12 protein-coding genes and 3 tRNA genes are annotated in these 19,273 nt (G+C 34.4%); 10 read left to right on the forward strand and 5 right to left on the reverse strand.

Going from position 1 to position 19,273, the window contains the following annotated elements; translation table 11 throughout:
• Positions 1–35: 35 nt before the first annotated feature.
• Positions 36–512: a peptide-methionine (R)-S-oxide reductase MsrB gene (gene msrB / locus K7G79_RS06435; protein ID WP_223550288.1), complete on the reverse strand. Its 477-nt coding sequence runs from the start codon at positions 510–512 to the stop codon at positions 36–38.
• A gap of 209 nt (positions 513–721) precedes the next feature.
• Here msrB and K7G79_RS06440 point away from each other — a divergent pair, with 209 nt between their 5' ends.
• Both K7G79_RS06440 and K7G79_RS06445 read left to right on the forward strand, forming a co-directional pair.
• Positions 722–1,540: a M48 family metallopeptidase gene (locus K7G79_RS06440; protein WP_223550290.1), complete on the forward strand. Its 819-nt coding sequence runs from the start codon at positions 722–724 to the stop codon at positions 1,538–1,540.
• A gap of 202 nt (positions 1,541–1,742) precedes the next feature.
• Positions 1,743–3,071: an MFS transporter gene (locus tag K7G79_RS06445; RefSeq protein WP_223550292.1), complete on the forward strand. Its 1,329-nt coding sequence runs from the start codon at positions 1,743–1,745 to the stop codon at positions 3,069–3,071.
• 92 nt (positions 3,072–3,163) lie between these two features.
• On the opposite strand, the gene K7G79_RS06450 is transcribed toward K7G79_RS06445, so the two are convergent.
• On the reverse strand, positions 3,164–4,156 hold the full coding sequence (locus K7G79_RS06450) for a hypothetical protein (protein ID WP_223550294.1): 993 nt from the start codon (positions 4,154–4,156) through the stop codon (positions 3,164–3,166).
• An 82-nt stretch (positions 4,157–4,238) separates the two neighbouring features.
• Entirely contained in the window at positions 4,239–6,788 is a 2,550-nt protein-coding gene (locus K7G79_RS06455) for an ATP-dependent Clp protease ATP-binding subunit (RefSeq protein ID WP_223550296.1), read from the reverse strand.
• A gap of 249 nt (positions 6,789–7,037) precedes the next feature.
• Here K7G79_RS06455 and gyrA point away from each other — a divergent pair, with 249 nt between their 5' ends.
• Both gyrA and K7G79_RS06465 read left to right on the forward strand, forming a co-directional pair.
• Positions 7,038–9,575 (forward strand): DNA gyrase subunit A, encoded by a 2,538-nt coding sequence (gyrA, locus tag K7G79_RS06460; RefSeq protein ID WP_223550298.1) that lies wholly within the window; start codon positions 7,038–7,040, stop codon positions 9,573–9,575.
• 21 nt (positions 9,576–9,596) lie between these two features.
• The gene (locus K7G79_RS06465; RefSeq protein ID WP_223550300.1) at positions 9,597–10,844 is read left to right on the forward strand and encodes a lipopolysaccharide assembly protein LapB; all 1,248 of its coding nucleotides are present in this window, start codon (positions 9,597–9,599) and stop codon (positions 10,842–10,844) included.
• A gap of 65 nt (positions 10,845–10,909) precedes the next feature.
• Here K7G79_RS06465 and K7G79_RS06470 read toward each other — a convergent pair whose 3' ends face one another.
• Positions 10,910–11,659, reverse strand: coding sequence for a C40 family peptidase (locus K7G79_RS06470; protein WP_223550302.1), 750 nt, complete (start codon positions 11,657–11,659; stop codon positions 10,910–10,912).
• 6 nt (positions 11,660–11,665) lie between these two features.
• Positions 11,666–12,844, reverse strand: coding sequence for an acetyl-CoA C-acyltransferase (locus K7G79_RS06475; protein ID WP_223550304.1), 1,179 nt, complete (start codon positions 12,842–12,844; stop codon positions 11,666–11,668).
• A gap of 188 nt (positions 12,845–13,032) precedes the next feature.
• Between K7G79_RS06475 and K7G79_RS06480 the strand changes: the two genes are divergently transcribed.
• The 6 genes from K7G79_RS06480 to K7G79_RS06505 all read left to right on the forward strand — a co-directional run bounded on the left by K7G79_RS06480 (position 13,033) and on the right by K7G79_RS06505 (position 19,158).
• Entirely contained in the window at positions 13,033–15,081 is a 2,049-nt protein-coding gene (locus K7G79_RS06480) for an HD family phosphohydrolase (protein ID WP_223550306.1), read from the forward strand.
• 115 nt (positions 15,082–15,196) lie between these two features.
• A tRNA-Ser gene (locus K7G79_RS06485) sits at positions 15,197–15,280 on the forward strand.
• 93 nt (positions 15,281–15,373) lie between these two features.
• A tRNA-Pro gene (locus K7G79_RS06490) sits at positions 15,374–15,448 on the forward strand.
• Between the two features lie 140 nt (positions 15,449–15,588).
• Positions 15,589–15,662, forward strand: a tRNA-Arg gene (locus K7G79_RS06495).
• A 578-nt stretch (positions 15,663–16,240) separates the two neighbouring features.
• A complete protein-coding gene (locus K7G79_RS06500) occupies positions 16,241–17,929 on the forward strand; it encodes a hypothetical protein (protein WP_223550308.1) in 1,689 nt (562 codons plus the stop codon).
• Complete coding sequence (locus tag K7G79_RS06505) at positions 17,926–19,158, forward strand: radical SAM/SPASM domain-containing protein (RefSeq protein WP_223550310.1); 1,233 nt, start codon at positions 17,926–17,928, stop codon at positions 19,156–19,158. The genes K7G79_RS06500 and K7G79_RS06505 overlap by 4 nt, the downstream gene beginning before the upstream one ends.
• The last annotated feature ends 115 nt before the right edge of the window (positions 19,159–19,273 follow it).

The raw sequence follows: 19,273 nt of genomic DNA on the forward strand, positions 1-19,273 counted from the left end.
TAAAATTTTGACCCCTAGAGAGACTAGAATATACTCTACTCTTTAGGGATAAATTTTAAAGCTACCCCATTAATACAGTGTCGCTTTCCAGTGGTGTCTCTAGGGCCATCATTAAAAACATGGCCTAAGTGTCCACCACAATTAGCACAGTGTTCTTCAACACCATAAAAACTATTGGTATTGCCATTTGTATAGGCAATATTGCCCTTAATTTCCCTGTCAAAACTTGGCCAGCCAGTACCAGAGTTAAACTTGTGCTCACTCTTAAAAAGGGGTGTTTCACAAGCTTTACAAACATAAAGACCTTCTTCGTAATTATTGTTTAAGGGACTTGAAAAGGCACGTTCGGTGCCAGCTTCCCTTATAACATAATATTCCAATTCAGTTAATTGCTGTCGCCATTCAGCTTCTGTTTTAGTGATTTTTAGATTTAATCTTTCAACTTGTTTTTGTGCAGAAGAATTGCAATTATATATTATAGTAAATAATAGGATAATTAAAATTTTCTTCATGATACAGATTTTGTATTAAGTCGTAATAGATCCTTCTAACTAACACAGAACAAGATATAACAGTTAAATAAAATTTACATATAAGGCTATGTTCATAATTTAAAGTGCCAATAACAACTATTTTGAGTGTTTTTTCGTAACTAATTGTGTAGAACAGTTAAATCATTAAATGATTGTTTGTATTTTTAACAGTAATAAAAATTGATAGTATGCAAATAAGAAAACCGTTATTGATAATAGGTACAGCCGTATTAATTGTGGCTTGTGCGACCAATCCGTTTACAGGTAAAAAAACAATGGCCCTGGTGCCAAATTCACAATTGTTTCCAACATCGTTCGCTCAATACAACGAATTTTTAAATGAAAACAAAGTTATAAAAGGCACAAAAGATGCTGAAATGATAACTCGTGTTGGGCAGCGTATAGCAGTTGCTGCAGAGCGTTGGTTAAATGCCAATGGACATCAAAGCTATTTAAAAGATTATAAATGGGAATACAATTTGGTGGAAGATAAAACCGTTAATGCATGGTGTATGCCTGGTGGTAAAATTGTATTTTATACCGGTATTTTGCCCATAGCTAAAAGCGAAACAGGAGTTGCGGCCATTATGGGACATGAAGTGGCCCATGCCTTGGCAAATCATGGCCAGCAACGTATGAGTGCAGGTATGTTGCAACAACTAGGAGCTGTGGCCGGTAATGTAGCTATTAAGGATGAAGAAAAAAGAAATGTGTTTAACCAGGCCTATGGTGTTGGTTCTACAGTAGGGGTTATGTTACCCTTTAGCAGAAACCATGAAACCGAGGCCGATCAAATAGGGCTTTATTTAATGGCAGTTGCAGGATATAATCCTGATGAAGCAGCCGAATTGTGGAAACGTATGAAAGCCAATAGTGGTGGACAAGCCCCGCCTGAATTTTTAAGTACACATCCTTCAAACGATACAAGAATTAGTAACTTGATTAAATGGGCGCCTAGAGCTAAAGAAGAAGCCAAAAAATTTGGCATCACATCATTTAGAGATTAGTTTACCATTTAAAATAAATTATTTGATTACTTTAGAAGCTGTCAATAAAGACAGCTTTTTTTATGAAACGGACATTACGAATTTTAAATATTTCTTCACAAAAGGGAATGTTTAAAACTTTTAATGAGAGAACGGAGTGGTTGCACACGTTCTTAATTTTATAATTAATATCGCATCAAAATAATTATTGAAATTTAAACGTGTGAAAAAACTTGAAAAAGGTAGCAAAAAACTGTTGAATGCTTGGGCATTTTATGATTGGGCCAATTCAGTATATACCTTAACGATAGCATCGTCTATCTTTCCTATATTTTATTCAGCTTTATTTATTTCTGAAATAAAAAAAATTAATGCATTTGGATTCGAATTTAAAAGTACGGCTTTAATCACATTTGTTACAGCTTTTACCTTTTTGGTAGTTGCCTTTATTTCTCCTATATTATCGGGAATTGCCGATTATGTTGGTAACAAGAAAACATTTTTAAAGTTTTTTTGTTATTTAGGTAGTGCAGGGTGCATAGGTTTGTTTTGGTTCGATATATCACCAGATAAAATTCATTTGAGTTTACTATTCTATTTTATGGGCTTAATAGGCTATTGGGGGAGTTTGGTTTTTTATAATTCCTATTTACCGGACATAGCTTTTGAACATCAACAGGACAGTATTAGTGCAAAAGGGTTTTCTATGGGGTATTTGGGTAGCGTAATTTTATTGATCATCAATTTAATTATGGTAATGTTTCCTGAAATGTTAAACATTGAATCCTCTTTAGATGAGACAGCTTCACAAAGAGCCATGCGATATTCTTTTGTTACAGTTGGATTTTGGTGGGCATTGTTTAGTCAATATACATTCTATTGGCTACCTAAAGGAGTTTCAGAAGGCCATAAAATAACTAAGGCCATTTTATTTAACGGTTTTAAGGAACTTCAAGTGGTTTGGAAAGATCTCAAGAATAACTTAAGGTTAAAACGTTATTTAAATGCCTTTTTTGTATTTAGTATGGCAGTGCAAACTATTATGTTGGTTGCCGTTTATTTTGGAGAGGAGGAAATTGCTTGGGCGGATGACAATGCTAAAAAAATGGGATTGGTAGGTAGTATTTTATTGATTCAACTTATAGCTATTCTTGGAGCATTTTTAACCTCAAAAGCCTCAGAAAAGTATGGAAACATTAAAACATTAATAGGGGTAAATGGTATTTGGATGGTGCTTTGTGTCTATTCCTATTTTATGATTACTCCAACACATTTCTATATAGCTGCAGGTATTGTTGGGTTTGTTATGGGTGGCATACAATCGCTGGCGCGATCTACTTATTCCAAGTTTTTGCCAGACACAGAAGACACGACTTCTTATTTTAGTTTTTATGATGTTGCCGAAAAAATAGGTATTGTTATTGGCATGATTATTTATGGAGCTATAGACCAGTTTACTGGTAGTATGCGAAACGCTATTCTGTTTTTGGTTATTTTCTTTTTTGTTGGTATTATTTTATTGGTCAGGGTACCAAAAAAAGTATCAGGATAACACTTTCAATCAGAAGGCACCAACAAAATTAATCACTTTTTAGACACATATACACAAAATTTATTCTGTAAATATATTTAGAGAAATTATCATTATTTTATAAATTGATAAATCCTAGTCCATTTAGATTCTTCATTAGGTTTAATACTGAATTCCACCATTGGTTCAGGGCAAAAGGACTGTTCTGTGAGGTGTATGTAAAAAGGGCCGTGATTAACATCGGAAATAACTTTAACAGCAGTTTTTGTTTTGTTGTTGGATAGCACATATTCTTTTGTTAATCCTGGATCAATATGCCCGCCTGTCCAGTCATCATCGCTTAGTGACTCGTTTAGTTTTAATTGGTTTTCTTGTATGGTAACTCTAGAATCAAATCCTTTGATAAGTGTAATGGGTTTTGGGAATTCAATTCTATAATCCGTATTTATAGGTTGCTTATCAAACATAAAAAAATTATGGCAGTATGGGTTTATAAAAATATCTTTTGTTCCTATGTTTTTTAGGCAGTGGTTAATTTTAATTTCGGGTTTGTTTTCAACCAAAACTATATTTTTTTCATAATGGTAGGCATAACCAAAGGTTGTGTAGAATTCTTGGGTAAAGCGAATAGAATTTTTGGTGGTCTCAATATCCCATTGGCCTTTTTCAATAAATTTATAGGGATAATCCCAATGGTATGCAGAATCATTTGCTTTTTCGAGTACTCCAACACCTATTTTAAGGAAGGGCTCACCAGCCCTAGCCTCAGTAAAACCTTGTGGATCTCGGAATTCTTCGGCAGTACCTGTTGCGGTTCCAGCATTTAAAGGATCATGTTTTCCTGGTGTTATTGTACCATTGTAATCCTGCCATTCTTGAAAATAAGTGTGACCTTGGTATTCTACTTGAGCTATTATTCCAGACCAATCAAATCGTGTACTTCTATAATAGCCATGTTCTGCATTAGGGATTAAAACATGCGCTGTTAACACATTGTTGGTAAGTACTTTTGTAGGATAGTGATCACCGTTTTTCTTTTCTTTGTGTTTTGATGTACAAGAAAGCATAACTACTAAAAGCAGTACACTTATGAAATAACCCTTCATTTGTTTTAAGTTAGACCAGCTTATAATAAAGTCTAAATAAATGGATAAAGATATCCAGTTAAAAAAAAGTTTTTTAAATGGATTATGATTCTGTAGGCTTTTCAGCTTTAACTATAGATATTTTTAGTTCATTTGTTTTATTATCCAAATCTATTTTTATACTGTCACCTTCCTGTAAATGAGATGCAACAATTTCTTCTGCTAAAGCGTCTTCAATGTACTTTTGTATGGCACGCTTTAATGGTCTAGCCCCATACTGTCTATCAAAACCTTTATCTGCTATGTAATTTTTAGCCTTATCGGTTAGTGTTAGGTTATATCCTAAATCTTTAATTCTGTCTAAAAGTTTTTGCAGTTCAATATCAATAATCTTGTTGATGTCTTCTTTTTCAAGTGGGTTAAATACAACAACATCGTCAATCCTATTTAAAAACTCTGGTGCAAACGATTTTTTTAGTGCATTTTCTATAACGCTCCTGGCGTTGGCATCTTCTTGTGCTTTTTGTGAAGCTGTTCCAAAGCCAATTCCAGTACCAAAATCCTTCAGTTTCCTTGCTCCAATATTGGATGTCATAATTATAATAGTATTTCTAAAATCTATTTTTCTGCCCAAACTATCGGTTAAATAACCATCATCTAGTACTTGCAATAGCATGTTAAAGACATCGGGGTGTGCTTTTTCAATTTCATCCAATAGAATTACAGCGTAAGGTTTACGTCTTACTTTTTCGGTTAATTGTCCGCCTTCTTCATATCCAACGTATCCTGGAGGTGCACCAACTAATCTGGAAATGGCAAATTTTTCCATGTATTCGCTCATGTCAATACGAACAAGGGCATCTTCGCTGTCAAACAATTCTTTTGAAAGTATTTTTGCCAATTGCGTTTTCCCGACTCCAGTTTGTCCTAAAAATATAAACGAACCAATAGGTTTGTTAGGATCTTTAAGACCAGCTCGATTACGTTGTATGGCCTTAACAACTTTTGCTACAGCTTCGTCCTGACCAATGACCTTACCTTTAATCAACTCTGGCAATTGAGCTAATTTATTAATTTCAGTTTGGGCAATTCTGTTTACAGGTACTCCTGTCATCATGGATACCACATCGGCTACGTTTTCTTCGGTAACTATTTCACGATGTAATTTGGTTTCCTCTTCCCACTTTTCCTGAGCTATAGCCAATTCTTTTTCAAGACGTTTTTCGTCATCCCTTAACTTGGCAGCTTCTTCATATTTTTGTTTTCTTACAACCGAATTTTTGGTTTCTCTAACATCTTCCAGTTTCTTTTCTAATTCAATAATTTGTTTGGGAACTTCAATATTGGTGATATGAACACGCGATCCAGCTTCATCTAATGCATCAATTGCTTTGTCTGGAAGAAAGCGTTCAGTCATGTATCTATTGGTCAACTTTACACAGGCCTCGATGGCTTCTGGTGTAAAATCGACATTATGGTGCTCTTCGTATTTGCCTTTGATATTGTTGAGGATCTCTATGGTTTCTTCAACAGTTGTAGGTTGAATTATTACCTTTTGAAAACGCCTTTCCAAGGCACCATCTTTTTCAATGTATTGTCTATATTCATCTAATGTGGTTGCGCCAATGCATTGAATCTCGCCACGAGCTAAAGCAGGTTTAAACATATTGGAAGCATCCAAACTTCCAGTAGCACCACCTGCGCCAACAATAGTATGGATTTCATCAATAAATAAAATAACATCATCGTTCTTTTCCAACTCGTTCATTACCGCTTTCATACGTTCTTCAAACTGCCCACGGTATTTTGTTCCTGCCACCAAACTGGCCAAATCAAGTGTTACTACACGTTTATTGAAAAGAATTCTGGACACTTTACGTTTGTTAATACGCAGCGCTAGGCCTTCGGCAATAGCAGATTTACCAACTCCTGGCTCACCAATTAATAGAGGGTTATTTTTCTTGCGCCTACTTAAAATTTGTGAGACACGCTCTATTTCCTTTTCCCTGCCAACAACAGGGTCTAACTTGCCTTCTTCAGCCAAAGCTGTTAAATCACGTCCAAAATTGTCTAAAACAGGTGTTTTTGACTTTTTATTTGGTTTGCTTGATGGCGAATTGAATAAATTATCTTTAGAGGTATCGTCATCTGTATTGGTGTCGTCATCTTGAAAAGATTCCGATTTAGGTTCTATATAATCACTATCGTTTGTAATCATAAGCTTGAATTGTTCTTTAACATTATCGTAGTCAACTTTTAATTTATTTAAAAGTTTGGTAGTTGGGTCGTTTTCATTTCTCAAAATGCATAAAAGCAAGTGAGCAGTATTAATGGATGTGCTTTGAAACAGTTTTGCTTCCAAAAAGGTTGTTTTTAAGGCACGTTCTGCTTGCCTGGTTAGGTGCAGATTCTTTTTTTCGTTTGATACTACAGAAATTTTAGGATTAGCTGGGCTTAGAATCTCCACTTTACGTCTTAAATGGTTTAGGTCTACATTCAGCGCATTAAGTATGTTTATAGCCTTACCATTACCATCCCGTAGTAGCCCAAGCATTAAATGTTCTGTGCCAATAAAATCATGGCCCAATCGCAAAGCTTCTTCTTTACTGTATGCAATTACATCTTTTACTCTAGGTGAAAAATTATCATCCATAATTGTCTCCTTTCTGCATTAAAAATACTAATAATAGTTTACTAAAGTCAAAAACCATACCTTAAAATGCTAATTGACGAAAAAATCTTTATAAAATCAAAACATTTTAGGAGATACTTATTAACCAAAAAAAATAATAAAATTGTTAATAAAAACCACTAAAAAAAGCACCATAAAGTCCTGTCCTAACTAATGAAATACTTATATTAGCATGTTTTGAAAAATAATAAAATTTTAATTAAATAATATATGGCAGAAGGAGAAAAATTGATCCCTATTAACATTGAGGATGAAATGAAATCGGCGTACATTGATTACTCAATGTCGGTCATTGTGTCACGTGCATTACCAGATGTTAGAGACGGATTAAAGCCCGTTCACAGACGTGTATTGTATGGTATGTACGAATTAGGTGTTAGAGCAAATTCAGCACACAAGAAATCCGCAAGAATAGTTGGAGAAGTTTTAGGTAAATATCACCCCCATGGTGACACCTCGGTTTACGACGCTATGGTACGAATGGCTCAAGAATGGAGTTTGCGTTATATGTTGGTTGATGGGCAAGGTAACTTTGGATCTATTGATGGTGATAGTCCGGCGGCAATGCGTTATACAGAAGCGCGTATGCGAAAGATATCTGAGGATATGTTGGCAGATATTGATAAAGAGACTGTAGACCATAAATTAAACTTTGATGATACCTTACAAGAGCCTACTGTTTTACCAACACGTATCCCTGGATTGCTAGTAAACGGTGCATCTGGTATTGCGGTTGGGATGGCTACCAATATGCCTCCCCATAACCTTTCTGAAGTCGTGGATGGTACTGTCGCATTTATAGAGAATAGTGCTATTGAGGTTGATGAGCTCATAAAATATGTTAAAGCTCCCGACTTCCCAACAGGTGGAACCATTTATGGGTACGATGGTGTAAAAGAGGCATTTCAAACTGGACGGGGACGAATTGTAATTCGTGGGAAGGCCAATGTTGAAGAAGTTAACGGTAGGGAATGTATTGTAGTGACTGAAATCCCATATCAGATCAATAAGGCAGATATGATTAAGAAGACTGCCGATTTGGTGAACGAAAAGAAACTGGAAGGCATTTCTACCATTCGTGATGAATCGGACAGAAATGGGATGCGCATTGTTTATGTATTAAAGCGAGATGCCATACCAAACATTGTGCTTAATAAGCTCTATAAATATACTGCTTTGCAATCATCCTTCAGTGTTAACAATATCGCCTTGGTAGACGGGCGCCCTCAATTACTTAATTTAAAGGACTTAATCTACTACTTTGTTGAGCACAGGCATGAGGTGGTTGTGAGACGTACCACTTATGAGTTGCGTAAAGCAGAAGAGCGTGCTCATATTTTAGAGGGGTTAATTATTGCATCTGATAATATAGATGAAGTTATTGCTTTAATACGTGCATCATCTAATGCAGATGAAGCTCGTGAAAAGTTAATGGAACGCTTTAAATTATCTGAAATACAAGCTAAAGCAATCGTTGAGATGAGATTGCGTCAGCTTACAGGTTTAGAGCAAGATAAGCTTCGTTCAGAATATGATGAATTGTTAAAAACCATTGAAGACTTAAAGGATATCTTGGACAAAAAGGAGCGTCGCATGGATATCATTAAGGAAGAATTACTTCAGGTAAAGGAAAAGTATGGTGATGAGCGTCGTTCTAATATCGAATATGCAGGAGGTGATTTAAGTATTGAAGATATGATTCCAGATGAAAAAGTGGTGATTACCATTTCACATGCGGGTTATATAAAGCGCACATCGCTTACAGAATACAAAACACAAAATAGAGGAGGGGTTGGGCAAAAAGCCTCCACAACGCGTAATGAAGACTTTTTGGAGCATTTGTTTGTAGGGACCAATCACCAATATATGTTGTTCTTTACTCAGAAAGGAAAATGTTTTTGGATGCGTGTTTATGAGATTCCTGAAGGTAGCAAGACATCTAAGGGACGTGCTATTCAAAATCTCATAAATATAGAGCAGGACGATAAGGTTATGGCGTTTATTTGTACCCAGGACCTTAAGGATGAAGATTACATAAACAGCCATTATGTAATTATGGCCACTAAGAATGGACAAGTTAAAAAAACGTCTTTAGAGCAATATTCGCGTCCGCGCACCAATGGTATAAATGCCATTACCATAAGAGAAGATGATGAACTACTTGAGGCTAAGTTAACCACAGGGAACAGTCAGGTGATGTTAGCCCTTAAATCTGGTAAGGCCATTCGTTTTGAGGAGGCTAAAACAAGACCTATGGGGCGTAATGCTTCGGGAGTACGAGGTATTACTTTAGCCAACGATAATGACGAGGTAATAGGAATGATAGCCGTAGATGATATGGAGAGTAATATATTGGTGGTTTCTGAAAACGGATACGGTAAACGATCTTACTTAGAAGATTATAGAATTACCAATCGTGGAGGAAAAGGTGTGAAAACCATTTCTATTACCGAAAAAACAGGTAATTTAGTGGCTATAAAAAATGTAACAGATGCAGACGACCTTATGATTATTAATAAATCTGGAATAGCTATTCGTATGGCAGTCGAAGATTTAAGAGTAATGGGTAGGGCCACACAAGGTGTTAAGTTAATAAACCTTAGAAATGGTGATTCTATTGCAGCTGTTGCAAAAGTAATGCATGATGAAGATGAAGTAGAAGATACCGAATCTATTGAAAACAAAGGTGATCAAGAAGGTGGCACAACTCTTGATAATACCACTAACGAAAACAATTTAGAAAATTAAAAACCTAAATATTATTAAAAAATGAAAAATCAAATTATTATAGCTTTAACATTTTCAATAGGTGTCTTTTCTTTTGCCCAAAAGAAAGAGTTGAAAACTGCAGAAAGAGCTATTAAGGGAACTAACTATGCAGAAGCAAAGGCAGCTTTAAGTCAAGCAGAAGCTTTGATGTCTGCCATGGATGAAAAAAGTAAGGCAAAGTACTATTTTTTAATGGGGCAAGCTTTGTATGCGGGAGGTAATGGTTCTAGTCAGGATATTGACAAGGCTATTGAAAGTTTTAATATGGTTGAAGGTGCTTACGCTTCAGAAATAGCTGAGGTTAAACGACAAATGACCAATAATATATTAACAAAAGGAAATGAAGCTTACGAAGCAAAAGATTTTTTAACTGCTTCAAAGCATTTTGAGCATGCTTACAGAACCTCTGAAAAGGACACGTTATTTTTGTATTATGCAGCAGCAACTGCTGTTAATGTTCAAGAATATGATAGAGCTTTAGGATTATACGAAGAATTAAAAAGATTGGGGTATACTGGTATCGCTACCGAATACTATGCTACCAATAAGGAATCTGGTGAGGAGGAAGTCATGGACAAAACAACTCGGGATATTTATGTTAAAAGCGGAAGTCATGTTGACCCAGGTGTTCGCAAGACAGATTCCAAGAAAGCCGAGATTGTAAAAAACGTAGCCCTTATTTATGTTAGTCAAGGCAATAATGAAAAGGCACTTGAAGCCATGAAGGATGCTAGGGCAGAAAGTCCAGATGATATTAATTTAATTCTTAGTGAGGCCAATGTACATTATAAAATGGGTAATAAGGATAAATTTAGAGAGATTTTAGAGGTGGCTACTAAAATGGATCCTACAAACCCGGAATTACAGTATAACTTAGGTGTTATTGCATCTGAATCTGATGATAAGGAGAATGCAAAGAAATACTATAAAAAGGCTATTGAGTTGGACCCTAACTATGTGAATGCCTATATTAATATGGCAGCTTTGGTATTAAGCCGTGAAGAACCACTTATTGAAGAAATGAATGGTTTGGGAACATCCAAAGAAGATGATAAGCGATATGAAGAACTCAAAGAAGAGCGTCAACAGTTGTACAAAGATGCCATACCGTATTTAGTAAAAGCATTAGAGATTGATGACAAAAATATCAATGCAGCCAAAACACTTATGAATATTTATAGTGTTACAGGAGATACCGCTAATTATAAGGTAATGAAAGCTAAAGTTGAGGCTTTAGAAGGGCAATAAAGATTTATTTCAAAAATATAAAAACCGTCCGGTCACTCAGTTTCTTTAAGTGCCGGACGATTTTTTTATACAATTTTTTTAATGACCCTTAGTTTATGGGTGTGCTTTCCTTTATCTACATTATATATGCCTGTATGATCCAATCTGTCAACTCTTACTTTGCCATGGGCATGTATAATATAGTTATCTTTCATAATAATACCAACGTGTATTATATGTCCTTCGTTGTTATCAAAAAAGGCTAAATCTCCAGGCTCACTTTCTTCAATAAAACTTAGTGCTTCTCCTTGTGTAGCCTGCTGTGAGGCATCACGTAATAATTTGTAGCCATTAAGTTTGTACACCATTTGTGTGAATCCAGAACAATCAATTCCAAAAGGAGTTTTTCCACCCCATAAATAAGGTGTGTTCAAGTATAAAAAAGCAGTTTTAATGAGGTTGGACTTTTTTATTTTGCCTTGAATAGTGTTGCCGTCAAAACGATGATTCAAAACTTGTAAGCCGTTTAATGTAGAACCCATTAAAACTGGATGGAGCTGATGGTTTTTATCCTGAATAAATTCTACTAAATCTCCAGAAAGCTTAGGTTTTTCCTTTTTTAATGCATTGTATTGGTCCTTGTCAATTTCAAAAAACTGCTTATTGTCTATCCAACCTTCATAACCATCAAAGTCCAATCGGATTTTGCTCCACGATTTTCTGGCTTCAATGACCTTAAAAAACTCACCATAAAGTATTTGAGAAGTAAGTTCGCTTTTATCTGATGCTTCTATCCTAAGAGGAACAATGCTTAAATTACAAATTCCGTATTGCATTAAAAATTAATTACGTTCTATAATAATTGCAGAAGCTCCACCACCACCATTACAGATAGCTGCAGCTCCAATTTTAGCATTGTTTTGTTTTAAAACATTAAGTAAAGTAATCAGGATTCTTACTCCTGAACATCCAAGGGGATGGCCTAATGAAACAGCACCTCCATTAACGTTAACATTTGTGTCCTTAAGCCCTAAAATTTTCATATTAGCTAATCCAACAACTGAAAAAGCTTCGTTAAATTCGAAATAATCAACATCGCCAATTGCTATACCTGCTTTATCTAAGGCTTTTGGTAAAGCTTTAGCTGGAGCCGTTGTAAACCATTTAGGTTCCTGTGCTGCATCAGCATAACTTCTAATAACAGCCAGAGGTTTTAATCCTAATTCATCAGCTTTAGTTTTACTCATTAATACCATAGCTCCAGCACCATCATTTATTGTTGAAGCATTAGCTGCGGTAACTGTACCATCTTTTGTGAAAGCAGGTCTTAATTGTGGTATTTTATCAAGCTTAACATTTTTATATTCTTCATCTTCGGTAACAAGTATAGGCTCACCTCGACGCTGAGGCACTTCAACAGGAACGACTTCATCGTTGAATTTACCAAATAGCCAAGCTTCTGCTGATCGTTTGTATGATTGAATGGCATAGGCGTCTTGGTCTTCTCTTGAAAAATTGTATTCTTTAGCACAGGCATCAGCACAAACTCCCATAGCATTTTGGTCGTAAGCATCTACCAAGCCATCTCTCTGCATACCATCTATAACTGATATTGGGCCAAATTTATTACCATTTCGGGTATGTAAATAATGTGGAATTAAACTCATATTTTCCATTCCACCAGCAATAACAATATTAGCATCGCCAAGAGCAATAGCTTGTGCCGCCTGCATAATGGCTTTCATTCCAGAAGCACAAACCTTATTTATTGTAGTGCAAGGTACAGTATTGGGGATGCCTGCCATAATTGCAGCTTGTCTTGCAGGGGCTTGGCCAGAACCTGCTTGTACAACTTGTCCCATAATAACCTCATCTATCAATTCGGCTTTGAGGTTTATTTTGTTTAAAGCTCCTTTTATGGCTGCTGCACCTAAATGAGGTGCAGGAACAGTAGATAAGGCACCTAGAAAGCTACCTATTGGTGTTCGGGAAGCCGAAAGGATCACAACATCTCTACTCATTAAATCACTGTTTAGTTAAGTACTTGCGAAAATAATGATTTTTTTAAGATTAAATTAAAGGATTGACCATTATAAAAAATCTATTGACACTTATATTTTATTACTTTTGAAAAACTTGAGTTCTTTTAATTTACCTTAATATTGTAGGTGGGAATTACTTTAAAATTGAAAGAAGTAAAAGTATACAAATGAAGGACATTATAAACAAACTTTACAGAAACCACTCTCTTATTTACAAGGGACTATTATTTATATGTACCACATTTTTAATAGTTTATTTATTTCCTAAAAGTGGAAAGTTTAAGTATAATTTTGAGAAGGGTAAACCTTGGCAGTCTGAAAATTTATATGCCCCTTTTGATTTTGCCATCACAAAAAGTGATGAGGAAATCAAAATAGAAAAAGAATCAATTTTAGATGAATCTGTATTATATTTTAACCTAGATAGTCTTATAGTTGATAAGGTTAAAGATAAATTTGAAACAGAGTTCAACAAAATTTTTCCCGATTCTATCCCCGAAATTGAACGTAATCTATTACATGGTATAGGAGTTGAAACCTTAAATAAATTATATAAGTATGGTGTTTTGGATGAAGCCTATGACTATCCAGACGAAAGAACGGTGGTAATATTGAGAGGTAGGACCATAAAAGAGAAGACCTTTTTTTCAAATCTTGTTAAACCAGATGCAATATCGAAAATAATAGAGAGTAGTTTAATAAACAATCTTAATAAATATAATAATGGTTTTGTTTCTTTGTTTTTCGATATTATAGAATCCAACCTATCGTACAACAAATCCTTTACAGATAAAGCTTTAGAGGACGAATTCAAGAACATATCTTTTACAAGAGGAAGTGTAGAAAAGGGAACTTTAATCATTTCTAAGGGAGAAATAGTAGAAGGTGAAAAATTCCAGCTTTTAAATTCCCTAAAATCTGAATATGAGTCTCAGGTGTGGAATGAATCCAATTACAATTGGATATTGTTTGCCTATACCTTATTGGTAGCTTTGGCTCTGCTGATGCTATTGTTATTTTTAAGGAAGTACAGGTATGTTGTTTTTGAGGACAACACCAAGGTAACATTTATTTTCTTCAACATTTTCCTTATCATTTTCTTAACCACTTTGGTGGTTAACTACAACTCAAAGTACATCTATGTTGTCCCTATTTGTATATTACCACTGGTGTTTAAAGCTTTTTTTGATGCACGCTTGGGTTTATTTGCGCATGTAATTACAGTGTTGCTGCTTGGGTTTATAGTACCCAATAGCTATGAATATATGTTTCTTCAAATTATTGCAGGTATTGTGACCATACTTACGGTTTCCGAACTTTATAAAAGGGCAAACCTATTCATTTCGGTGGGACAAATCACATTAATATACATAGTAGCATACTTTGCTTTTTTTGTTATCCATGAAGGCACTATTGAAACGATAAAACTGGAAACCTTCATGTGGTTTGTTTTGTGTGGTCTGGCAACCTTGTTTGTACAACCATTAATTTATGCTTATGAAAAGCTATTTGGTTTAGTATCTGATGTTTCTTTGTTAGAACTATCGGATACAAACACAAAATTGTTAAAAGAATTATCGAACAAAGCGCCCGGTACTTTTCACCATTCTTTAAATGTAGCAAACTTAGCCGAATCTTGCGCTAATGAAGTTGGTGCAAATGCTATGTTGATTCGAGTTGGGGCTTTGTACCATGATATAGGTAAAATGATAAATCCCACCTATTTTACCGAAAATCAATCAACGGGTATTAATCCACATGATGAATTGTCTTCAAAAGAGAGTGCTAAAATTATTATTGAACATGTTATTAATGGTATTGAAATAGCAAGAAAAAATAAGCTCCCAGATCGGGTTATCGATTTTATTAGAACCCATCATGGCACAAGTATGGTTTATTATTTTTATAGAAAGGAAAAGGAATTAAAAGATATTATAGTTGATAAGTTGGACTATAGCTACCCTGGCCCAAAACCTTTTAGTAAAGAAACGGCCATCCTAATGATGTGTGATAGTGTTGAAGCTGCTTCAAAAAGCTTAAAAGAGCCTACCTCTACTAAAATTGATGCCTTTGTAGAAAGTATCATCAATAAGCAAATAGAAGAAGAACAATTCTTAAATGCCAATATCACTTTTAAGGAAATAGAATCGATAAAAAAAGTACTTAAGCACAAGTTGTCAAATATTTATCATCTGCGAATAGAATACCCAGAATAAATATTTAAAAAATAAAAAAAATAGTTGCGTTCTATGTACATATAAATTACATTTGCACCCGCTTGAATGGCAAAAGTAAATTGTCGTACAGCATAGGTTCTTAATATAATATTTAGGAGAGGTGGCAGAGTGGTAATGCAGCAGATTGCTAATCTGTCAACGCGAAAGTGTTGCCGGGGTTCGAGTCCCCGTCTCTCCGCAATTTAAGGTTTGAGCTAAGTGATTTGTGAGTCAGCCCTCCAGCTGGCCCTTTCGCTAAAATGTTTACAGGACATTTTGTATATGCTCATTCCGGGGTGTAGCGTAGCCCGGTCATCGCGCCTGCTTTGGGAGCAGGAGGTCGCAGGTTCGAATCCTGCCACCCCGACAAATAAAAGCGTGGAGCTCTTGTAGAAAGTTTACTTTCTTAAAAGAGCATAAGGGTTTTATTTTAAATTAATGCATAGCTTTAATTTGCAACAAACCTTTCTAGGATCAATTAAATTAATTCTGCCACACCAACATAATGGTCGCGTAGCTCAGCTGGATAGAGCATCTGCCTTCTAAGCAGACGGTCACAGGTTCGAATCCTGTCGCGATCACAAAATAACCTTCTGATTTACAGGGGGTTTTTTTGTTTTATAGTGGTTTCTATTACACCAGAGAAGCAGATAATTTGGCTGTTTTATCACGCAAAACGTTCACAATACAGCGCACACTTTCACCATAATACTTGTAATTATGGCAACTCTAAAAACCATGCTGGACACCAGAAGATCTAAATCTTACAGATTTTTTCATAATGGTTGATTTTAATTTATAGTTTAATATGGCAGAATAAGGGAATAATCTCAATTGTCTTAATAGCAATAATGTATAATCTATAAGTTTATAAGAACAAAATATTCTGTGGAATGACAAATATCAGTTTATAAATAGATTCGTGAGAAGCATTTCCTTTTTAGTGAGGCTTTTTTACTTCAAGAAAATTTTATCTAAAGAATTTCACACGGTATGTTAAATATTGGTTAATGCAAATTTAGAACAAGTATCACCTAATAATTCAGCAAGAAGATAATACAAATACATTATATATTTAAAAACATTAAGGATATGATATAGATCATTGTGTAGGAGTTAAAGGTTTAATAATTTATTCGATTAATTAATCTTTGACATCATGAAAGTTAAAACTACTTTGGGGTTTAATCCTTTAAAGATGTTCAAAAAGCATCACCCCATCAATTCATTTCTGTCTGTAGCACTTGCATTGTCTGTTATTAATCTTTCCACTAGCTGCTATTATAAAATAACAGACCTTACTACTTCACAAGAAGACATTAATGAACGCATTGCCACTTTTAATAGTTTTGGACATTATACCATTATTCAATCAGGTGAGAATCTTTTTCATTTGAACAATATAAAAATTGATCAAGAAAATAATATGTTGTATGGTACAATGGAGAATTTAAGTCCTTCACATGAATATAAAAAACCAAGGAAAAAAAATTCAAATCGCTTTAATAAAAACAAACAAAATCCTACCAATGAATTTCATATAAAACTGAAAACCAATATTACACTTGAAGTTGGTAAAGAAGTAAGTATTCCGTTTGAGGATATTCACTCGATATCCTTGAACAAAAGAGATTCGGGAACTGAACTTGCAGTTGTCATGTTGGGAGCTTATAGTTTTATTGGTACTATTTATCTAATCTTATTATTAACCAAAAGTTCTTGCCCATTTGTATATGTAAAAAGTGGTGACACCTATCAATTCATCGGAGAACTATATCCAGGCGTTTTAACCGAAAATATGCAAAGAGATGATTATATTCCTCTAGGAAAGTATGATGATTCCAATAATGACTATTCTATTAAAGTAACAAATGAGTTAAAGGAGATCCAGCATACAGACCTCTTAGAACTAATTGTAGTAGATCATCCTAGCGATATTCAGGTTCTGTTAGATGACCAAGGAAACATGTACATGTTTACCAATCTTATTCAACCAAACCATGTACTTATAGACGACCTTGTACTAGATAAGGAAACAGTATTTGAAAAAGATAATAATTTTTATGCCTTTAATAATACCACGCAAAGGGATGATAACAAGCGTCACATCATAATTGAGTTTGATGTGCCCGAAGATCCTGCAGATGCCAAGCTGTATCTTACAGCAAAAAATTCAATGTGGTTAGATTATATTTTTGGAAAATTTAATGAACAATTCGGATCCTATTACCAAGAATTTCAAGTTCAGCAACAAACTAAAACCAAAGAGCAAAGTGAAAAGTGGATTCGTGAACAATATATTCCACTATCAGTATTTGTTGAAACACCAAACGGATGGCAACTCATTGATGAAATCAATACAGTTGGGCCATTAGCCTTTAGAGATCTAGTTGTTCCTATCGACATAAATTTAATTACTCAAGATAGATTAAGAGTTAAACTGGAAACCGGATTTATGTTCTGGGAAGTGGATTATGTAGGTATTGATTATTCAGAAAACCTACCACTAAGTGTAAATCATATTTCGCCATATGAGGCAATAGATCATAATAACAATTTAGTGACTAAATTAATCACTTCTGAAGATAATATTTACTTAGCACAACCAGAGGTTGGGGATGAAGTTATAGTTAATTTTAATCTGGAAAATGCAAGTGATACTGATACACATTCAATTTTCTTGAAAAATAGAGGGTATTATAATTATGTTCGGGAATATGAAGGTGAACCAAATCTGGAAGCATTAAGAATGTTTAAAAGAAAAGGAAAATTTCCTGATTTTTCAAAATCCGAATATTATGTATTAATGGGAATAACTGATGAAGAATTTGTTGTATTAAACAAATGAACGATACTATGTTCAAAGCAGAACGTTCTAATATTGACTTAATAAAAGAAAATGTTCAAGAGGTTAAATCTCTGAATGGAATATTTATTTCTGGTTTTTGGTTATTTGTAATCCGATTTGCAATGCGTTTAAGAATCCTTAGATTAATAATTAGAAGCTATCCTATTCCAAATGATTGGATTAATGCACTAAAATACCTAATTGTGTTACGAAAAAATATTCTAGGAACACCAAAAATTAAAAAACTTGCTAAGGTCAAAGGCAAGTATTATATGGGTATTTATACTTCATCTTGGTTTTCTAAAGAATTCGACCAGTTTATATTATCTCATTTAAATGATTATAAGCCAATTAAAAGACCTTCAAACAGGTTTGATATGGTCTTCATAGCTGTTACGGATAAGTGCCCTTTGCGATGTGAACATTGTTATAATTGGAATAAATTAAACGGGAAAGCACAGTCAAGTATTAATAATTTGTCTGGTATTATTAAAAAACTGCAAACAAAGGGTGTAAGTCATATTCAATTTCTTGGAGGAGAACCTATGCTGGAATTTAAAAATATATGTGACGCGGTAAAGTCCTCAAAGACAAGTTCAGAATTCTGGATAACCACATCTGGTTTTTCATTTAGTGAAGCTAAAGCGAAAAAACTTAAAGCTTCTGGAATTAGAGGTGTTATTATTAGTCTTGATCATTATGATCCATTAAAACATAATCAATTTAGAAATCATAAGAGCGCTTTTAATTGGGTTAAGCTTGCGGTTAAACATGCAATAAATGCCGAGTTGATCGTTGCCTTGTCCATTTGTATTACCAAGGAGTTTTCAACCGAATCCAATCTTAATAATTATATGGAACTAGCAAAGGACTTGGGAGTCATGTTTGTACAATTTTTAGAACCAAAACCGGTTGGGCATTATCAAAATAAAGATGTTTTATTAACAAAAAACCAAATTGCTGCATTAGAGCAATTCTTTCTAGAATACAATTTTACATCAAGATATTTAGATTACCCAATTATCATTTATCCAGGTTACCATCAACGTAGAAAAGGGTGCATGTTAGCTGGAAAAAAATCAATTTATATTGATACAACTGGGACTATTAATCCATGTCCTTTTTGCCATAGATCGTATGGAAAAGTTTTAGAAAATGATCTTAATTCTAGATTAGAACAGCTTGTAAATCAGGGTTGTATTGAATATGGAAAAACGCTTTTAAACTGATATCCCTCATTGTGAATCTTTATTGATACAATTACATTTATTACTTATAAAATATGTCCGGTTTTTTCCTTCATGTAATATTTAGGATATCCAATGACTAAGTGTCATTTAAATT

Source organism: Aestuariivivens sp. NBU2969 (assembly GCF_019931125.1).
Lineage (GTDB): Bacteria > Bacteroidota > Bacteroidia > Flavobacteriales > Flavobacteriaceae > Aestuariivivens > Aestuariivivens marinum.

Excerpts from the sequence above, each read along its gene's own strand:
- K7G79_RS06475 (WP_223550304.1), bottom strand. The coding sequence starts at position 12,844 with ATGAGTAGAGATGTTGTGATCCTTTCGGCTTCCCGAACACCAATAGGT.
- K7G79_RS06500 (WP_223550308.1), top strand. The coding sequence starts at position 16,241 with ATGAAAGTTAAAACTACTTTGGGGTTTAATCCTTTAAAGATGTTCAAA.
- K7G79_RS06440 (WP_223550290.1), top strand. The coding sequence starts at position 722 with ATGCAAATAAGAAAACCGTTATTGATAATAGGTACAGCCGTATTAATT.
- msrB (WP_223550288.1), bottom strand. The coding sequence starts at position 512 with ATGAAGAAAATTTTAATTATCCTATTATTTACTATAATATATAATTGC.
- K7G79_RS06470 (WP_223550302.1), bottom strand. The coding sequence starts at position 11,659 with ATGCAATACGGAATTTGTAATTTAAGCATTGTTCCTCTTAGGATAGAA.
- K7G79_RS06455 (WP_223550296.1), bottom strand. The coding sequence starts at position 6,788 with ATGGATGATAATTTTTCACCTAGAGTAAAAGATGTAATTGCATACAGT.
- K7G79_RS06450 (WP_223550294.1), bottom strand. The coding sequence starts at position 4,156 with ATGAAGGGTTATTTCATAAGTGTACTGCTTTTAGTAGTTATGCTTTCT.
- K7G79_RS06480 (WP_223550306.1), top strand. The coding sequence starts at position 13,033 with ATGAAGGACATTATAAACAAACTTTACAGAAACCACTCTCTTATTTAC.
- K7G79_RS06465 (WP_223550300.1), top strand. The coding sequence starts at position 9,597 with ATGAAAAATCAAATTATTATAGCTTTAACATTTTCAATAGGTGTCTTT.
- K7G79_RS06505 (WP_223550310.1), top strand. The coding sequence starts at position 17,926 with ATGAACGATACTATGTTCAAAGCAGAACGTTCTAATATTGACTTAATA.
- gyrA (WP_223550298.1), top strand. The coding sequence starts at position 7,038 with ATGGCAGAAGGAGAAAAATTGATCCCTATTAACATTGAGGATGAAATG.